14 protein-coding genes are annotated in these 16,320 nt (G+C 40.3%); 5 read left to right on the top strand and 9 right to left on the bottom strand.

The features are described 5' to 3' along the window. The first annotated feature begins 845 nt into the window (after positions 1–845). The gene (locus tag N6A79_RS04770; protein WP_182419149.1) at positions 846–1,055 is read left to right on the top strand and encodes a cold-shock protein; all 210 of its coding nucleotides are present in this window, start codon (positions 846–848) and stop codon (positions 1,053–1,055) included. 222 nt (positions 1,056–1,277) lie between these two features. Here N6A79_RS04770 and N6A79_RS04765 read toward each other — a convergent pair whose 3' ends face one another. After that, positions 1,278–1,670, bottom strand: a complete 393-nt coding sequence (locus N6A79_RS04765) for a hypothetical protein (RefSeq protein WP_268547211.1) — start codon at positions 1,668–1,670, stop codon at positions 1,278–1,280. 697 nt (positions 1,671–2,367) lie between these two features. Between N6A79_RS04765 and map the strand changes: the two genes are divergently transcribed. Further along, positions 2,368–3,153 (top strand): type I methionyl aminopeptidase, encoded by a 786-nt coding sequence (gene map / locus N6A79_RS04760; protein ID WP_268547210.1) that lies wholly within the window; start codon positions 2,368–2,370, stop codon positions 3,151–3,153. Between the two features lie 35 nt (positions 3,154–3,188). Here map and rarD read toward each other — a convergent pair whose 3' ends face one another. Both rarD and N6A79_RS04750 read right to left on the bottom strand, forming a co-directional pair. Next, positions 3,189–4,091, bottom strand: a complete 903-nt coding sequence (rarD, locus tag N6A79_RS04755; protein WP_268547209.1) for an EamA family transporter RarD — start codon at positions 4,089–4,091, stop codon at positions 3,189–3,191. A gap of 385 nt (positions 4,092–4,476) precedes the next feature. Further along, entirely contained in the window at positions 4,477–4,773 is a 297-nt protein-coding gene (locus N6A79_RS04750; RefSeq protein WP_182419144.1) for a DUF1344 domain-containing protein, read from the bottom strand. A gap of 381 nt (positions 4,774–5,154) precedes the next feature. Between N6A79_RS04750 and aroC the strand changes: the two genes are divergently transcribed. From aroC to N6A79_RS04735, 3 genes are read left to right on the top strand one after another with little or no spacing between them, the layout of a single operon-like run. Continuing rightward, positions 5,155–6,243, top strand: coding sequence for a chorismate synthase (gene aroC / locus N6A79_RS04745; protein WP_268547208.1), 1,089 nt, complete (start codon positions 5,155–5,157; stop codon positions 6,241–6,243). A gap of 54 nt (positions 6,244–6,297) precedes the next feature. Beyond that, the gene (ribB, locus tag N6A79_RS04740; protein WP_268547207.1) at positions 6,298–7,413 is read left to right on the top strand and encodes a 3,4-dihydroxy-2-butanone-4-phosphate synthase; all 1,116 of its coding nucleotides are present in this window, start codon (positions 6,298–6,300) and stop codon (positions 7,411–7,413) included. Between the two features lie 54 nt (positions 7,414–7,467). Next, positions 7,468–7,737, top strand: a complete 270-nt coding sequence (locus tag N6A79_RS04735; RefSeq protein WP_182419646.1) for an exodeoxyribonuclease VII small subunit — start codon at positions 7,468–7,470, stop codon at positions 7,735–7,737. A 39-nt stretch (positions 7,738–7,776) separates the two neighbouring features. Here the strand turns inward: N6A79_RS04735 and pip are convergent, their stop codons facing one another. The 6 genes from pip to N6A79_RS04705 all read right to left on the bottom strand — a co-directional run bounded on the left by pip (position 7,777) and on the right by N6A79_RS04705 (position 15,958). Next, positions 7,777–8,724, bottom strand: coding sequence for a prolyl aminopeptidase (gene pip / locus N6A79_RS04730; RefSeq protein ID WP_268547206.1), 948 nt, complete (start codon positions 8,722–8,724; stop codon positions 7,777–7,779). A 27-nt stretch (positions 8,725–8,751) separates the two neighbouring features. Next, on the bottom strand, positions 8,752–10,101 hold the full coding sequence (glmU, locus tag N6A79_RS04725) for a bifunctional UDP-N-acetylglucosamine diphosphorylase/glucosamine-1-phosphate N-acetyltransferase GlmU (protein ID WP_268547205.1): 1,350 nt from the start codon (positions 10,099–10,101) through the stop codon (positions 8,752–8,754). A 52-nt stretch (positions 10,102–10,153) separates the two neighbouring features. Next, the gene (locus N6A79_RS04720) at positions 10,154–10,891 is read right to left on the bottom strand and encodes a cytochrome c biogenesis CcdA family protein (RefSeq protein WP_182419139.1); all 738 of its coding nucleotides are present in this window, start codon (positions 10,889–10,891) and stop codon (positions 10,154–10,156) included. Between the two features lie 149 nt (positions 10,892–11,040). Next, positions 11,041–11,985, bottom strand: a complete 945-nt coding sequence (locus N6A79_RS04715) for a phosphodiester glycosidase family protein (RefSeq protein WP_268547204.1) — start codon at positions 11,983–11,985, stop codon at positions 11,041–11,043. A 226-nt stretch (positions 11,986–12,211) separates the two neighbouring features. Then, positions 12,212–13,340, bottom strand: a protein-coding gene (gene prfB, locus N6A79_RS04710) for a peptide chain release factor 2 (RefSeq protein ID WP_268547203.1) whose coding sequence is annotated in 2 segments (ribosomal slippage) — positions 12,212–13,270 and positions 13,272–13,340 — 1,128 coding nt in all. Because the reading frame shifts where the segments join, the coding sequence is not laid out codon by codon here. A 200-nt stretch (positions 13,341–13,540) separates the two neighbouring features. Beyond that, on the bottom strand, positions 13,541–15,958 hold the full coding sequence (locus tag N6A79_RS04705) for a penicillin-binding protein 1A (protein WP_442784275.1): 2,418 nt from the start codon (positions 15,956–15,958) through the stop codon (positions 13,541–13,543). Positions 15,959–16,320: the final 362 nt, after the last annotated feature.

Below are 16,320 nucleotides of genomic sequence, written 5' to 3'. Positions count from 1 at the left end.
TATAAAATCTCGCCATTTTCAGGAGTATGATAATGGACAAATCAAACTTGATGAAAGAGAGAGCATAAAAAACGCTGCAAAGGTAATCTCCACTTGGGATTTCAAAATTACACCAGAAGATTTGGTTAAAATGGCTGAAGAAAAAATGTCAACGCCTCCCTCACAAGGTCCCAATAAAAGCAATAATGGTCTTTAAACAGCATTACCACCAAGGCAGCTTTTAGCTGCCTTTTTTATTGCCCTATTGTAACAGGATACTCCCCGAAGCTAACCGCAAAAATACTGCGTCAGATTACTGCATAAGCACAAAAACACATAATATCCCGTATTTGCTTGATGTATATAATCACTATGGCCTTGACCTACACTACCGCTTGACGCAATTTTTAGCCCAAACAATGCATGAATGAGATCGGCATTTTACCCCACAAAATATGGGGGCATCCAAAGCACAACATCGCTATGATATTGGCTTCGACCTTGAAAATACACCAGAGCGTGATGGCGTTAGCAAAAAAACTAAAGGCAGGGACTTAATTTAAATCACGGGCAGGGTTAATATTACCGCTTTTTATAATTGTTTTTTTACGAAAAAATAACGTTACCCAATTTTATTTAAATTTTGTAATGATATTTATTTTGAATAACTTTCATTTTAGCCCTATAATACTTATTAAAAATTTCAATTGACGTATGAAATATTTTAATGTAAACGTTAAAAACGATATTTTTTTTCGAGTTGTTACTTTATACGCTTTTAGCGTCCTAATTTTCCCCTCTTCTCAAAAATCGGTACTTAGATGCAGTTCCTGCATTGATCTCTTATTGCTATGAAAGGGTTTATTATGACCACAGGCACAGTTAAATGGTTCAATTCAACCAAGGGCTTCGGCTTCATTCAACCAGATAATGGTGGCGCAGATGTATTTGTACATATTAGCGCAGTAGAACAATCTGGCATGCGCGGACTTGATGAAGGTCAAGCTGTAAGCTACGACATGCAGCAAGACAAGCGTTCAGGTAAAATGTCTGCTTGCAATCTAGCTGCAGCTTAAAGATTGCTATCTATTTTGCAATGACCACGGATGTACTGGCATTGTTAAAATAAGATAACGCCGAGAGGTCAGACAGATTGTCTGGCCTTTTTTATTTGTTAAATGTAAACAGAAACATTCACGCTTTACCACATTTGCACAAATTATGACATGGATGACGAAAACGCCAAAACTTGCGCCTTCGGCTCCTTTTGCGACATATTTAAAGCAAATAAAACGTTATTAATTAGGAATTGTCAAATCTGCATTTTTAAATTGCGGGTAAACTTCTAAAAATTTTTTAAACGATTTTTCATCATCAACAATTGCAAAATACCAGCGCCCATCGACATTGAAACCTAACCCAAGATTTTTAGAATTTTGTTCGCTACCATCTTTCATAAGGGTATGCGTTTTGTACAAAATAAGAGTATACAGCTCTCCGTTAGGTAATTCGCGATAAATAAACTTATCTTTATCATAATCTAATGTCGTTGATGATATCTTTGACCAATTTTCATCCATGACAATAAACATGAAAGATGTAAATTTTTCTTCGGTCATATTCAAGCCTTTGGCATAATGTAACAACATTCCAGGAGGCATATCTACTAGTATTTGTTCCTTGTCTTTCAAATCAAATGCCAGATACGACAATAAATAGAAGCCCAGCATTAGATACGCACTGTGATGATTAATCTATAAATACTTATAAAGAATTGAACCACTTTAAAAAATATGCAATCAAAAATGTGAGTTAAAATTATTCCTACTTATCCATATGAACATAGCAAAATTGCACCTTACCTTTTATCCTGCAAGCTTTACGCTTTAGGATAATTGCGTCACGCAAAGTATTTTCATGATATTATTGCTTTATAAAATATTGATCGGTTGCTCTTATATAGCCGCATTTATTGGTTAAGCGGGGCTTTTACATTCCCCAAATTTCAATAGATAAGACAAGTTCATCCCTTTGCTGGGCTGTATTCATCACCCAATCCTTTTATTTAGTTAATATATTACTTTACCTTTAAACGATTACGGTAATCCCTTTTTTAAAGTTTACGAACCTTAATCAAATGATATGCCATCAACTTTTATGGTGAAGAAAGGCGTTTTGCGCCACTCGCTCGCAGGCAAACTTCTTTTTAAAAACGTTTGATGTTGCGCTATTCGGTCTTAATCATAATAATCCTATATTAATTTCATTTGATTGTTTTCAGTAGTTTATACTCTTTACAATTAAATATTGCCTTGGCAATGAATGAGCATGACATATTGAAACGACTCAAATATTGACATATGAGATTTCTGCAATTGGATAATATAGATGCTAAAAAGAAAAAAAGTTCCAATAAAAAATGATAAAGACATAGCAAATATGCGCGTTGCTGGCACATTAACTAGCAAAGTATTAACCGCCATACGCCCCTTAATAAAAGCTGGGACAACAACTCTGCAAATTGATAAATTTTGTCATGATTACATTATAAATAATCTCCATGCCATTCCAGGTAGCCTTGGTCAATATGGCTATCCACACACCGTCAATACATCTATTAATGAGGTTGTTTGCCATGGTTGGCCAAGTGATAGGCAGCTTGTAAATGGTGATATTATCAATATTGACGTAACAGTAAAAAAGGATGGGTTTTACGGTGATAGCAGTGTTACCTTTATTGTTGGCGACACGGATGAAAAAGCTAAGCATCTCGTTAAAACCACCCAAGAGTGCCTATATAAAGCAATTAGACTGGTAAAGCCTGGCGCTACTTTGGGCGATATTGGCGCATGCATTCAACATCACGCCGAGAAAAATGGATATTCGGTGGTGAGAGATTTTTGTGGGCACGGTATTGGCCGTAAAATGCATGAAGAACCCACTGTACTTCACTATGGGAGCAAAGGAAAAGGACTAATATTAGAGCCTGGCATGACCTTTACAATTGAACCAATGATCAATCAGGGTAGCAATGAAGTTAAAACATTAAAAGATGGCTGGACCGTTATAACCCTTGACAATAGGCTTTCAGCTCAGTTTGAGCACACTGTACTTGTTACACAAAAAGGTGTTGAAGTTTTAACCTTACGTGAGGATGAAGACCTTAAAACTTAAGACCTCCTTGATCTAAACATAAATTTAAAATGCATTTATAGTATTTTTTCTTTTGCGATTGATGCTCGATAATTCATAATAGATGAAACAGTATAAATTATAAGTGCTAGCCAGATTAACGAAAATGCAACAAGTTCAATCTGGCTGAAAGGCTCATGAAAAACAAAAACAGCAAATAGAAATAGGATCGTTGGTGTCATATATTGCATAAGGCCAAGTGTCATCAAATTCAAAGCTTTTGCACCTGCTGCAAATAAAATGAGTGGAATTGCCGTTAAAGGGCCAGCGCCAATAAGCAATAGGGCATCAAGGGTCGTGCCGTGAACAAAGTAATCTTTACCGCTATAGATGAAATAGCCTTGCAATACTAAAGCAGGTATAAACAAAATAAGGGCTTCTAGCATAAATCCCTGCGCTGGACCGATGGGAAGCGATTTGCGTAGCAAAGCATACAGGCCAAATGTTATAGGCAAAACCAGCGACACCCAAGGCAAGCCGCCTTTATTTATTGCTAGAATTGCAACAGCACATGCAGCTAAAACAACAGCTAGCCACTGAAACGGAGTTAAGCGTTCCTTTAAAAAAACAAAGCCCAATAATACATTTAATAGCGGATTAATATAATAACCAAGGGCAGCATCGACAGCATGATTATTGCCAATTGCCCAGATATAAACACTCCAATTGCAGGTTATAAGCGCCGAAGTCACACAAGCCATAGCAAGAACTTTTGGTTTCTTGAAAGCATTAAGTAAATCGGTAAATCTACCCAAATAATAAAGAATGAGCGCTGTAACCGGAACTGCCCATATAATACGGTTAGCAACGACTTCCAAAACATCAATATGGGCAACAGCCTTCATATAAAGCGGTAAAAGCCCCCAAAGACCATAGGCGCCGAAAGCCGCTAAAAGACCGCGTATATTTGAAGATTGCATAATTGCCATACCCATATCATTTAAATTGGAATGCTATTTAATGTTATACTCAGTTCACTCTAACAGCCAAATTTTCTGAGTATTATTTTTCTGCCCAAATTTGTTATTTTCATTTGGTTTTATGAAAACAAATGCCCTTTCCTATAGCACTATATAGAAGAATAATAGTCTTTCATCCAATGGAAACTCTTACAAGGGTTAAAACTGTTGGCAATGCAATTAAATCATTCAATTTTTAGTCATAAAATTCGTAATAATGACTCACTATATAAAAAAGGCAAAGCGTAGTGCTTAAAACACTATGCTTTGCCTTTAAATCAATCAGCTAAGCGACCCCCGTGCTAGCTTAAATTTTTAGTTAATGGACTGACTATTAAAATCTCAATTAATTAGACTGTGTCTGCCCATCAGGAAGTTCGATATGAGTGTTTTCTCCTTCAGGCTCAATATCCGTGACATAACGGTTGGATCCATCAACATCATAAAATACCGTCACTTTCATTCCCGGTTGAATGACACTAAAATCAAACTCACCCGGTAATGCATAACTCTTACCATCTGTTAATTGCATAGTGTTTGCGTTTGGATCAATTGCTGTAATTGTTCCCTGAGCACTATCAGCAAATGCAGATAATGGAAAAACAACTGCAGCGAATGCACCTAAAAATAAAAGTTTGCGCATAAAAATTCCTTATATGGGAACATGGCCCATAACTCTAGTAATTAAAATCCCCAGCCAAAATATTCAAGTTAAACTCAAAATACATTGCCCCGCTAACATGAATTCTTCAATTGACAGTATCAATCTCGCCCAAAATAGCACCAATCTCTATAAAAATTGCTAATAGTAAAAATTGGAAAAAACAAAATCCAACCCCCTACCGCTTGTAATTATAAGAAATTCAACATTAATACTGAATGAATTTATATAAAGCAGGTGAATGTGACAAAAGATTGTAAAAAATCATCAAATTTTGATTATATGTCGTTATCATATTTGACCGCACACCAAAACAACAATAAAACAAGCCTAACAGAGTTTTAAAATAGTTGAGCAATTATCATGTCATTCAATACATTTGGTCATATGTTTAGAGTCACGACTTGGGGAGAAAGCCATGGCACCGCGATTGGTTGCGTCATTGATGGTTGCCCACCTGGAATTGTTTTTTCTCTTAATGACATTCAAAAAGAACTCGACCGCCGAAAGCCAGGACAATCACGGTTTACCACACAGCGCCGCGAAGATGATGCAGTAAAAGTATTGTCTGGCGTTTTACCAAATGGCGACCAATTGATTACCACTGGAACCCCCATTTCAATGGTTATTGAAAATACTGATCAACGCTCAAAAGATTACGGCGATATAGCGAATAATTATCGCCCTGGCCACGCTGACTACACCTATGATGTCAAATATGGTATTCGTGATTATCGTGGTGGTGGCCGTTCATCAGCCCGCGAAACAGCAATGCGAGTAGCAGCAGGCGCTTTAGCACGTAAAATCATACCAGAAGTCAACATTCGTGGAGCTATTGTTCAAATTGGCAATCTATCCATTGATAAAAGCCGCTGGAACTTTGAAGAGATTGATAATAATCCATTTTTTTGTCCCGATCCAATGATGGTGGAACCCTTTACTCAATATCTTGATGAGATTCGTAAAAGCGGCTCATCCATTGGTGCAGTTGTAGAAATAATTGCTGAAAATGTACCCGCCGGTCTTGGCGCCCCAATTTACGCAAAATTGGATCAAGATATTGCCTCCTACATGATGTCAATAAACGCGGTTAAAGGTGTTGAAATTGGCGATGGCTTTGCCTCTGCAGCACTGCGTGGTGAGGAAAATGCTGATGAAATGCGTATTAGCGCTGATGGCAAACCACTATTTTTAGCCAATCATGCCGGCGGTATTTTGGGCGGCATCTCAAACGGACAGCCAATAATTGCCCGTTTTGCCGTTAAGCCTACCTCTTCAATGCTAACCCCAACTAAATCAATTGATAAAGATGGCAATGAGGTAGACGTTATAACCAAAGGCCGTCACGATCCATGTGTAGGAATTCGTGCTGTTCCGGTAGGTGAAGCAATGATGGCTTGTGCCCTTGCCGATCACTTCCTTCTTCATCGTGGTCAAACTGGCCGAATTTAAACGATCAAAGATTAAACTGAGATTTAAATTGTCGATTTATAGAAAGTCCTTCAAATGAATCAAAAACAAAAACATGTTGTCGATGCCATTCGCGCTTTTGAACGCGGAGAAATGGTCGTTGTCATGGATGATGATGGTCGCGAAAATGAAGGTGATATTATTGTAGCGGCAAGTCTTTGCACGCCGGAGCAAATGGCATTTATTGTACGCCACACGTCTGGAATTGTTTGTGCACCAATGCCACATAGTGAAGCTAAGCGGTTAAACTTGGCACCAATGGTCGCGGAAAATGATTCTCCCCATTCCACTGCATTTACCGTGACGGTTGATTATCGTCATGGTACAACAACCGGTATTTCTGCCAATGACCGTACATTAACTGTACGTAATCTTGCAAATCCCAATTGTGGCGCAGTTGATTTTGTCCGCCCCGGCCATGTATTTCCCTTAATTGCCCGCGAGGGTGGGGTTTTGATGCGCTCTGGCCATACTGAAGCAGCGGTTGATCTATGCCGTCTTGCTGGATTAGCACCAGTTGGTGTTTTGTGCGAACTCGTCAATGATGATGGCACCGTTATGCGCGGCCCTCAAGTATCCAGTTTTGCCAAAGAGCATAACCTTCATGAGGTAACTGTTGCGGACTTAATCGCTTATCGTCAAAGACAGGAAAAGCTTGTTGAACACGTCGATGAAATAGCTGTTGTAACAGCAGCCGGCCCTGCTATTGCCCATACCTATCAATTGCCTTGGGAACCCATGCAACATGTTGCCATTGTCCTTGGCGATATACGTGACGGTGAAAATGTTCCCGTACGTCTTCACCGCGAAAATGTTTTAAGCGACGTATTTGGCACTAAAGATGAAATAGCAACCATCTTGAAAAAGATGATGGCCAATGAAAAACGCGGTGTTTTGGTTTATCTACGTGAAGGTTCCGTCGGCGTTGGCACTGATGCCCATGATATGCGTAGCCGTGAGCTTATTCTTGAAGGGCATGAAGCCCATAGCGAAGCAGTAACCCGTGAGGATGAATGGCGGCAAATTGGTCTTGGTGCGCAAATTTTAAAGGATTTGGGTATCAATTCTATTGTGCTTTATGCTTCAAAAGAGCGCCATTATGTCGGTCTTGAAGGCTTTGGAATCCACATTACCCGTACAGAAATCCAATAATTCTTTGTTTTAATTAATGGAATTGAGAAATTTAAATATTTTTAGGTAAATATGATGTCAGAACAACCAACAAATAATCAAGATAATGCCGATGTTTCAACCATGAGTTTTGAAAAAGCTTTGAGTGAACTTGAGCATATTGTTGAAAATCTCGAGCGTGGCGATGTACCGCTTGAACAATCGATCCTTATTTACGAACGCGGCGAAGCACTGAAAAAGCATTGCGACACTTTGCTAAAAACAGCAGAAAACAAGGTTGAGAAAATTCGCCTTAACAAAAACAATGAAGCAGATGGTGTTGAGCCACTTGACCCACAAGACTAAAAACCAACGGGGCGTTTTATAAAACGCCCCGTCGATTAATTAAGCAAAATGATTTGTTGCCTGAATGAGTGCCTTTGCAATAGGAGGCTCATTAACGGCATGTCCAGCATCTTCAATAATTTTCAATTCAGCCTCTGGCCACTTTTCCTTTAACTGCCATGCATTAATAAAAGGCGTACACATATCATAACGACCATGGATAATAATCGCCGGAATGTGTCTAATTTTATCAACATTTCTTAACAAGTGGTCATCATCTTCCCAAAAACCACGATTTTGAAAATAATGGCTTTCAATACGAGCGAAAGCTATAACAAAATCGTCATTACTAAAGGCTGCAACTTGCTCAGGATTAGGCAATAGATTAATCGCAGATCCCTCCCACTGCCCCCATAGCCTTGCTGCAGCAAGTTGAACTTCTTTATTATCACTGGTTAAGCGCCGATAATAGGCGCCAATCATATCGCCCCGCTCGTCGAGCGGAATATGATCACGATAAGCGGCAAACCGATCTGGAAAAATAAGACTTGCGCCTTCTTGATAAAACCACTCCACCTCAAAACGGCGCAACATGAATATGCCCCGTAAAATAAGCTCACTTACATAATCTGGATGAGTTTGCGCATAAGCAAGGGCAAGAGTTGATCCCCATGAACCACCAAAAACCTGCCACTTATCAATACCTAAATGGCTACGGATTTTTTCCATATCACCAACCAAATCCCAAGTGGTGTTTTCACGCAACTCGGCATAGGGGGTTGATTTTCCGCAACCACGTTGATCAAATAAAATAATGCGATATTTTTGCGGATCATGCAAACGTCGCATGGTCATTGAAATTCCAGTCCCCGGTCCACCATGCAGCATAATCACTGGCTTACCATTAGGATTACCGCATTGCTCGACATAAAGGTCATGAATATCAGAAACCTTTAGCATCTCTTGATGAAAAGGTTCTATTTCAGGAAAAAGGCAACCAAGACTCATAATCACATCCTCATATCATTTGAACACTTATTTTGGAGTTTTAAGTGATGAAAAATAGGCACGCAATGATTTCGCCTTATCTTCCTTATTAACCTGCCGCGCACGCGCCAAAGCCAAAGCATCAGCAGGTACATTATCGCTTACAACACTACCTGAGCCAACATAGGCACCATTACCAATAGTAACAGGCGCTATCAAAGCGCTGTTCGAACCGATAAATGCGTCATCGCCAATTTTTGTTTGCCATTTATTAAAGCCATCATAATTGCAAGTAATTGTACCGGCGCCAATATTGGCGCGTTCACCGATTTCGGCGTCACCAATATAGCTAAGATGATTAACTTTAGCTTCGATTCCAATTTGCGCATTTTTAATTTCGCAAAAATTGCCAACCCGCGACTTTGCGCCAAGTTTTGCCCCCGGTCGAAGGCGCGCAAATGGGCCAATTGAAGCATTTTCACCAATAAATGCCCCCTCGATATGAGAAAAACTATGAATAATAGCGCCCGATGACACTTCAACTTTAGGACCAAAGACTACATTTGGCTCAATTTCAACATCAGCGGCAATTTTTGTATCAAAAGAAAAATATACGCTTTCAGGTGCTTGCATGGTAACACCGTCAAGCATCATAGCTTTGCGGCACCTTTGTTGCCAAATATGCTCAGCTTGGCTTAGTTCCAAGCGATTATTGATACCAATGACATTATCAAACGGAATTTCAATCGCGCGGACATCAAGTCCAAACGTGGCTCCAAGCGCAACAATATCAGTTAGATAATATTCGCCTTTGGCATTATTATTTTCTATTTTTTCCAATAGTGACAAAGCGTGTTTACCATTAATGGCCATTAAACCACCATTGCAAAACTTTATTTTCTTTTGCTCATTGGTTGCTTCTTTTTCTTCAACAATGGCTTGTAATTTGCCATTTTCAATAATTAAACGACCATAACCATGAGGTGTATCACTATAAAAGCCCATCACCACAATATCCGCACCTGCCTTAAGCTCTTGACGCGCATGGCTTAAAGCTTCTGCTTCAATAAGTGGCGTATCACCAAATACAATCAAAACATCATCATAATTTTTAGCCAATAATTCACGCGCAGCCAGTGCGGCATGGGCTGTGCCAAGGCGCTCCTTTTGTTCAAAGAAAGCAGCATTTGGGGTTAAAGTAGATACAAAATCCTGCACATCTTGAGCGCCACGTCCGACCACAACAGCAAGCTGATCAAAGCCAGCTTTTTCCATCGCTTGAACCACGTGGCCAATAAGTGGCAGGCCTGCAATTTTATGCAACACTTTTGGTAGGCTGGATTTCATGCGGGTACCCTCACCCGCGCCGAGAACAACCGATAAGCAAGAACGTGACATGAAATCCTCTATAAAAAAGCGATACAATAAAAAGAACGTAAAATTCTCAAATTCAACCTAATTTTTGCAGAAACGGAAATGCTCCCATAAACCATGAAGAAATAACTTGCAGTTGCCCCGTAAGAAAAACAACTCCTGCGAAAACCAACAAAACACCAATTATCTTTTCAACGACCCCTAAATGAACACGCCAAGAGGCTAAACGAGATATAAAAGCACTGGAAAATACTGCTGCCAATAAAAACGGCACACCTAACCCCAAAGAATAAACTGCAAGCAACATGACACCGCCTGCTACCGTTTCCGATTCACCTGCAAATTTCATAATTGGAGTTAAAATGGGCCCGATACAAGGTGTCCAACCAAAAGCAAAAGCTAAACCCATAATAAATGCACCAACTGGGCCTGATTTCGTTTTTTTTGTTTGAAACCTTGCTTCACGCAACAACAACGGAATGCGAAAAACGCCTAAAAAATGCAAGCCCATAATAATAATAATAATACCTGCACCGATAGCTATTTCGGGTTGCCAACTTAGCAAAAAGCGGCCGATAAAAGATGCACCTGCTCCTAAAAACATAAAAATAAGCGTAAAACCCAAAACAAACGCAATTGCAGGAATAAGAATTTGCTTATCAATAGCAAAGCCTACTTTTTTATCTTTGTTTCGTAATTCTTCGTAACTCACGCCCGCCATATAGCAGAGGTAAGGGGGAACCAACGGCAAAACACAAGGAGACAAAAAGGATAAAATACCCCCAAAAAACGCCCCCAAAAATGATACTTCCATCGTTAACCTATCTATCTTCAAAATTAATCTTACAAAATAAATACGAGCTTAAAAGTCTATACAATAATCCAAGCCCTGAACCGTCAACAAGCTTATTTTCTTGTCTAAATCATGTCCGTTATTAAATCAACTTCACCAACAAAGCCAGATCAATCATTCTTGTCAAAGGTTACGGCAATAATCGGCCCTAAACCATGCCACCAGTCTTTACGCAAAAGTTCTGGTGCATAAAGGCTAGAAATAGAGCCATCAAAAAATAATGCATTCGGTGTTTTGAGCTTATCGCGGAAAAAACGCGCCATTTCGTCGAAATTGACCTTTTGTTCAGAAATAATAAAAATTACTTCACCATCATTCGTAACACCAACGCCATTGCGATATTCAAGATAGGGAGATTGCGGAATAAAGCGCTGGTGAATTTCATTATTGATAACCAACATAGGGCCCGATTGGGTAGCAAGTTGTGGTTTTAAACCACGAGCAATAAAGCTATCTGTATCCAATACACCAGCTTTACCATCATTGATAAAAAAGACACCATTGGGTTTCATATGAAAATTACCTGGGCCATCTTTGGTGGAAATGGAATGCAGTTCTTTGCCATTTTCAATATAAAGCCCCACAGCGGTGTAATCAGCATGATACATGCCAGCATTCATCGCAAAAGCAATTGTTTTGCCGTCAGCGTTAAGGGCGTCTTCCAAACGATAAAACCGCTTATAAGGCTTATCATCACTGCCATTTAAAAATAGTTCAATCCGATCAAGGCTAGGATTGGCACGACAAACAACATAGGATTTATTTTCAAAGCTATCCGTGGTGCAAAATTGCTTTTTCAAATTATCATCCATTGTGGCAACTGGCGGTGTCATATCATTTTTTGAGGTTTCTTCACCTTGCGGCTTACTTGGTTGCCTGGCCATTTCTGGCTGCGGCAACAAACCAACTATTGGATCACTATCCTTAGCCTTGATAGTCTGTTCAACACTATTTTGCCGAAAGTCATTATTGCTGCTTTTGTTGAAAAGCCACATGGAACTTATAATCAGTGCCAAAATAACAATGACAAAAAAGCCGTAAAAGAATAGCCGCATTGCAAAAACACCTTTGATATTAAACTAAAACATGAAGACATAAAACGCGTAAAAATACATTTATTTTCAATAGATTAAGTAGAACCATTAAAGAGACTTAAATAAGCATGAAATATAATCTCATTATTTCACCAAAAAATATGGCGCATTTATAACGCAAAAAGCGAATAAATGCGCCAATAAATTAGCTTAATATTTTTAAATTAATTACTACGAGACGTTAAACCTAATCAATATCTTGGACGTCTTCACCACCACCATGCACTCGTTGCGCAAGTGCAGCTTCCATAAAGGCATCAAGGTTACCATTTAAAACATCTTGCGGATCGGTACTTTCGACACCTGTCCGTAGATCTTTGACCAATTGATACGGCTGTAAAACATAAGAACGGATTTGATGCCCCCAACCAATATCAGTTTTGCTAGCCTCGGTTGCATTGGCAACTTCTTCGCGCTTTTTCAGCTCTTCTTCATAAAGTCGAGCCCGCAACATTGACCATGCAGCAGCGCGGTTTTTGTGTTGTGAACGCTCAGCCTGACACTGGACCACAATTCCCGTTGCAATATGCGTAATACGCACAGCAGAATCGGTGGTGTTAATATGCTGACCACCAGCACCCGATGCGCGATAAGTATCAATGCGCACATCCGATTCGGAAACTTCAACCTCGATATTATCATCAACAACAGGAAAGACCCAAATACTTGCAAAAGACGTATGGCGGCGTGCATTAGAATCGTAAGGCGAAATGCGCACCAAACGATGCACGCCTGATTCTGTTTTAAGCATGCCATAAGCATTATGGCCTTTAACAAGAATAGTGGCGGACTTAATACCAGCTTCATCGCCATCATGAACTTCCATGATATCGACTTTCATACCATGCTGGTCTGCCCAACGCGTATACATACGCAGCAGCATATTGGCCCAGTCCTGACTTTCAGTACCACCTGCCCCAGCATGAACCTCCAAATAGGTATCATTGGCATCAGCTTCGCCAGAGAGCAACATATCAATTTGCCGCTTATCAATTTCTTGCTTTAAGCCTTTAATAGCTTCTTCTGCATCTTTGATAATACTCGCATCGCCCTCTTCCTCGCCCATAGCGATAAGTTCAACACTATCATCAAGGGTTTGGCTTAATAGCCTTATACCAGCAATTGATTCCTCAAGCCGTTGGCGCTCACGCATCAAGTCTTGCGCCTTTTGCGGATCATTCCAAAGCGAAGGATCTTCTGCTTGCTGATTTAAATATTCAAGGCGTTTTAATGACTGATCCCAGTCAAAGATGCCTCCTCAGCAGACTTATGGCCTGCTTGATTTCATCTACCAATGTTTCAATTTCTGCACGCATAATTACGCCACAACCTCTTAACTTATAAGCTTACATTCATTTTACACTTATCAACTCATGATTTTAAACTGCAAAAATAAATGCATTTCTTTGTCTTTTGCCTGTTTGCTAACGTAAAGTCAAACCGACTTCAATATCAAAAGCGCATATTCGCTATTTGCAAATATGCGCTTCAATTTCAACATGGTTAAATTTTAAATCTAGTAAAGTCCACTTGAGCCACGGCCAATCGCGTCATTGACGGTGGGTGACATAAGAGGTACGCGTACCCCCTCCTTGAAAGATTCAGCGCCACCAATAACTTGATAGACATCAGCTGGACCAGTACCGGGTTTAAACGCTTCCACCATGACATTGGGATCACCGGCATGGGCTTGCATACCAGTTTTACGGTCGATTGCAATGAGGCTCATACCTTGTGGCACTTTGAAATCAATTTTCGGCTTACCCTTCATGGCTGGCTCCATAAAGTTACCAAAAATTGGAGCTGCCAAAGCACTACCTGTACCACCAAAGCCTAATGAACGTGGATTATCATAGCCAACAAAAACGCCAACCACAATATCAGGTGTAAAACCAACGAACCAAGCATCCTTGGAATCATTAGTAGTACCCGTTTTACCAGCGATAGGCCGGTTTAAGTAATTAAGACGAGCTGCAGTACCACGTTGAACCACACCCTGCATCATGGAAGTGATCTGGTAAGCGGTCATTGGATCAAGCACCTGATCACGCTCATCAACCAATTCCGGCTCGGGCTGGTTATCCCAAACGCTCACATTACAATCTTTACAAATACGCTTATCGTGGCGATAGATAGTTTTACCATAGCGATCTTGAATACGGTCAATCATAGATGGTTCAATAGCGCGTCCACCATTTGCAAGAACCGAGTAAGCCGTTACCATACGAAGCACAGTGGTTTCACCTGCGCCAAGCGACATTGAAAGCACCGGCTGCATTTTGTCATAAATACCAAAACGCTCGGCATATTCTGCCACCACCGGCATGCCAAGATCGTTAGCAAGACGCACAGTCATAAGGTTACGCGAACGTTCAATACCATAGCGTAGGGTCGATGGACCTGCAAATGTACCACCATAGTTTTTAGGCCGCCAAATATTGCCAGATCCTTGGTCAATAACAACAGGACCATCAAGCACAACCGATGCAGGCGTGTAACCATTATCAAGTGCAGCAGCATAGACAAAAGGTTTAAATGATGAGCCTGGTTGGCGATAAGCTTGCGTCGCGCGGTTAAATTCTGATTGCGAATAAGAAAAACCACCAACCATTGCTAAAACGCGGCCAGTCACAGGCTCCATAGCAACTAACGCGCCTTGCACGCGAGGTGGTTGACGCAATTGATAAGCATTGTCCGTGCCCTTTTTCTTTTCAACAAACACCACATCGCCGGGCTCTAAAACACCAGCAGGATTTTTCGCTGTGCTACGGCGCCCATTTGCATCCACCAAACGATATGCCCATTTCATATCGCTAGCAGCAATTGTTGCTTTTACACGCTGTGAAGATAAAGCATTGGAAAGTTCGCGCTCTGGCTGCAAACCAATTTGGGCACTATTGCTATCGGCGGAAAGGACAACTGCTAGCTGCCATTCAGGTACATCGCTAAAAGCGGGTATTTCACCTAGAGCAACGCCCCAATCTCCGGCAAGTGATATCTTTTTATAAGCACCGCGCCAACCAAAATTTTGATCAAATTTAATAAGACCATCTTGCAACGCTTTACGCGCATAGACTTGCAATTGTGGATTTAACGTAGCACGAACCGAAAGACCACCTTCATAAAGTGTATTTGAACCATAGCGTGCCATAAGCTGACGGCGCACTTCTTCAGTAAAATAATCAGCACCAAAGACATAGTTATCCTTGCTGCGCAACGTGACACCGAGCGGCTTTTGCTTGGCAGCCTCTCCATCGGCAGCATCAACATAACCATTTTCGACCATGCGATCGATGACCCAATTACGGCGCTCCAATGCGCGCTCAGTATGGGTAAAAGGATCATAATTCGAAGGACCCTTAGGGAGCGCTGCAAGATAGGCTATCTGTTCTAAACTAAGCTCATTAATTGACTTATCAAAATAGGTTAGCGCGGCAGCTGCAATACCATATGCTCCTTTACCAAGATAAATCTCGTTTAAATAAAGCTCTAAAATATGGTCTTTAGAATAAGCTTTTTCGATACGCATGGAAAGAATAGCTTCACGTACTTTTCTTTGCATTGTAGCATCTGAACTCAAAAGAAAGTTTTTTGCTACCTGCTGCGTTATGGTCGACGCACCCTCGGGACGACGGCCCGACCCCATATTTTTTAAATTATTGACAACAGCCCGCGCTAAACCTTCAGGATCAAGACCAAAATGACTATAGAAATTTTTGTCTTCAGCTGAAATAAAAGCCGCTTTTAGGCGGTCTGGAACCGCTTGAATTGGCAAATATAGCCGTCTTTGATTGGAAAACTCGGCCATAAGACCACCATCTGCTGCGTGAACGCGCGTCATTACTGGTGGTTCATATTTTTCCAAAACTTCATAATTTGGAAGTTCTTCTGATACTTCGTTGACATAAGCGGTTGCGCAGCCAAGCCCCAGAATTGCAAGGGTCAATGTTGAAGTAACTGTATATCCCAGAATTTTTCGAAACTTACGTGACACTATTTTCAGACCATTATAAATTGAGAAAAGCAATTAATCCCATTGCATTTGCATTCAAATACGTCAAAGACAAGGAAAATGACAAGAAAAATTAAAATATTTTAAAATTCTTATGCCATTTTTACGAAATTCGTTAATTTTATCACTAATTCTGTTGATACACGTATTTTTTTGTACGAACAAAAGAACTGGCAAAAATAAAAGAATCTTGCGAAACGAATTAATTATCCCCCTTAAACTCTGCTTACTGCAAACGCTCAACCAAGAAATATACCCATTATATACAATTAATCTAAACACCG

This window comes from Bartonella sp. HY761, from assembly GCF_026743145.1.
In the GTDB taxonomy this organism is placed as follows: Bacteria; Pseudomonadota; Alphaproteobacteria; order Rhizobiales; family Rhizobiaceae; genus HY038.
Note: the sequence above shows the minus strand (reverse complement) of the source record. Positions and strands in the feature narration are given on the sequence as shown.